Annotated in this window: 1 tRNA gene and 2 rRNA genes (1 of these 3 cut by a window edge); all 3 read left to right on the top strand. The window is 53.9% G+C overall.

Annotated features, from left to right (window positions below):
• Window positions 1–2,048: ribosomal RNA gene (locus tag EK369_RS21145) — 23S ribosomal RNA — on the top strand (it extends 820 nt beyond the left edge of the window).
• Between the two features lie 179 nt (window positions 2,049–2,227).
• Window positions 2,228–2,342: ribosomal RNA gene (rrf, locus tag EK369_RS21140) — 5S ribosomal RNA — on the top strand.
• An 81-nt stretch (window positions 2,343–2,423) separates the two neighbouring features.
• Window positions 2,424–2,500, top strand: a tRNA-Met gene (locus EK369_RS21135).

The raw sequence follows: 2,500 nt of genomic DNA, 5'->3' as shown, positions 1-2,500 counted from the left end.
GGAGATAGCTGGTTCTCTGCGAAATCTATTTAGGTAGAGCGTCACACGAATACCCCGGGGGGTAGAGCACTGGATGGGTAATGGGGCCCCACAGGCTTACTGATCCTAACCAAACTCCGAATACCCGGGAGTACTATGTGGCAGACACACTGCGGATGCTAACGTCCGTAGTGGAGAGGGAAACAACCCTGACCTACGACTAAGGCCCCTAATTCATGGCTAAGTGGGAAAGCAGGTGGGACGACCAAAACAACCAGGAGGTTGGCTTAGAAGCAGCCATCCTTTAAAGATAGCGTAACAGCTCACTGGTCTAAATAAGTTGTCCTGCGGCGAAGATGTAACGGGGCTCAAGCCATGAGCCGAAGTCTAGGGTGTGCACTTTGTGCATGCGGTAGCAGAGCGTAGTGTGACATAGTGCTTATCCTCTTCTATCGCCTTGTTGCGAGAGCGTTTAACGCGCTCAAGTAGCGAAGCGGTAGCGCAGGATAAAGCGCTTTCTGTGAAGCCGGCCTGTGAGGGATCCGGTGGAGAGATCACTAGTGAGAATGATGACATGAGTAGCGACAAAGAGTGTGAGAGACACTCTCGCCGAAAGTCCAAGGGTTCCTGCTTAAAGCTAATCTGAGCAGGGTAAGCCGACCCCTAAGGCGAGGCCGAAAGGCGTAGTCGATGGGAACCAGGTTAATATTCCTGGGCCAGGAAGAAGTGACGGATCTCGAAGGTCGTTCATCCTTATTGGATTGAATGGGCGGCTAAGAGGTTCCTGGAAATAGCTCTTCCATGAGATCGTACCCTAAACCGACACAGGTGGACTGGTAGAGAATACCAAGGCGCTTGAGAGAACGATGTTGAAGGAACTCGGCAAAATACCTCCGTAAGTTCGCGAGAAGGAGGCCCAGTTTCTACGCAAGTATTGGCTGGGGGCACAAACCAGGGGGTGGCGACTGTTTACTAAAAACACAGGGCTCTGCGAAGTCGCAAGACGACGTATAGGGTCTGACGCCTGCCCGGTGCCTGAAGGTTAAAAGGAGGGGTGAGAGCTCTGAATTGAAGCCCAGGTAAACGGCGGCCGTAACTATAACGGTCCTAAGGTAGCGAAATTCCTTGTCGGGTAAGTTCCGACCTGCACGAATGGCGTAACGACTTCCCCGCTGTCTCCAACATCGACTCAGCGAAATTGAATTGCCTGTCAAGATGCAGGCTTCCCGCGGTTAGACGGAAAGACCCCGTGCACCTTTACTACAGCTTCGCACTGGCATCAGGCACAATATGTGCAGGATAGGTGGTGGGCTTTGAAACCGGGACGCCAGTTCCGGTGGAGCCTCCCTTGAGATACCACCCTTATTCTGCTTGATGTCTAACCGCGGTCCGTTATCCGGATCCGGGACCCTGCGTGGCGGGTAGTTTGACTGGGGCGGTCGCCTCCTAAAGCGTAACGGAGGCGCGCGAAGGTTGGCTCAGAGCGGTCGGAAATCGCTCGTTGAGTGCAATGGCAGAAGCCAGCCTGACTGCGAGACTGACAAGTCGAGCAGAGTCGAAAGACGGCCATAGTGATCCGGTGGTCCCGAGTGGAAGGGCCATCGCTCAACGGATAAAAGGTACGCCGGGGATAACAGGCTGATACTGCCCAAGAGTCCATATCGACGGCAGTGTTTGGCACCTCGATGTCGGCTCATCTCATCCTGGGGCTGGAGCAGGTCCCAAGGGTACGGCTGTTCGCCGTTTAAAGAGGTACGTGAGCTGGGTTTAGAACGTCGTGAGACAGTTCGGTCCCTATCTGCCGTGGGTGTAGGATACTTGAGAGGAGTTGCCCCTAGTACGAGAGGACCGGGGTGAACGAACCACTGGTGGACCAGTTGTCGTGCCAACGGCAGTGCTGGGTAGCTATGTTCGGACAGGATAACCGCTGAAGGCATCTAAGCGGGAAGCCCCCCTCAAAACAAGGTATCCCTGAGGACCGAGGTAGACCACCTCGTCGATAGGCCGGAGATGTAAGTGCAGCAATGCATTCAGTTGACCGGTACTAATTGTCCGATAGGCTTGATTTGATCCAGTAAAAGACAGACTGCGCGCTCACCTAGAAACGCGATAGCGCAGCGTCACTGGAACCAAATAGGTCATACACACAACACAACAGACTTGCATGAGTAACCCACACAGTGAAAACGCAAGACGTACAGGACTTGGACACGCCGAAAGGCAAAATCAAGCGAAGCCGTTTACTCGGTTTGGTGATCATAGCGCGAGTGAAACACCCGGTCCCATCCCGAACCCGGCCGTTAAGCACCGTAGCGCCGATGGTACTGCGTCTTAAGACGTGGGAGAGTAGGTCATCGCCAAACCTAGTAAACGACTTCGCTTGATACGTATCTCTCAAAAACGATCCTCAGCTCAAAACAACGACGCTGAGACAGCGCAATTGGCGCGGGATGGAGCAGCCCGGTAGCTCGTCAGGCTCATAACCTGAAGGTCGTAGGTTCAAATCCTACTCCCGCAACCA

It is taken from the genome of Shimia sediminis (genome assembly GCF_003990645.1).
GTDB lineage: Bacteria > Pseudomonadota > Alphaproteobacteria > Rhodobacterales > Rhodobacteraceae > Shimia > Shimia sediminis.
Note: the sequence above shows the minus strand (reverse complement) of the source record. Positions and strands in the feature narration are given on the sequence as shown.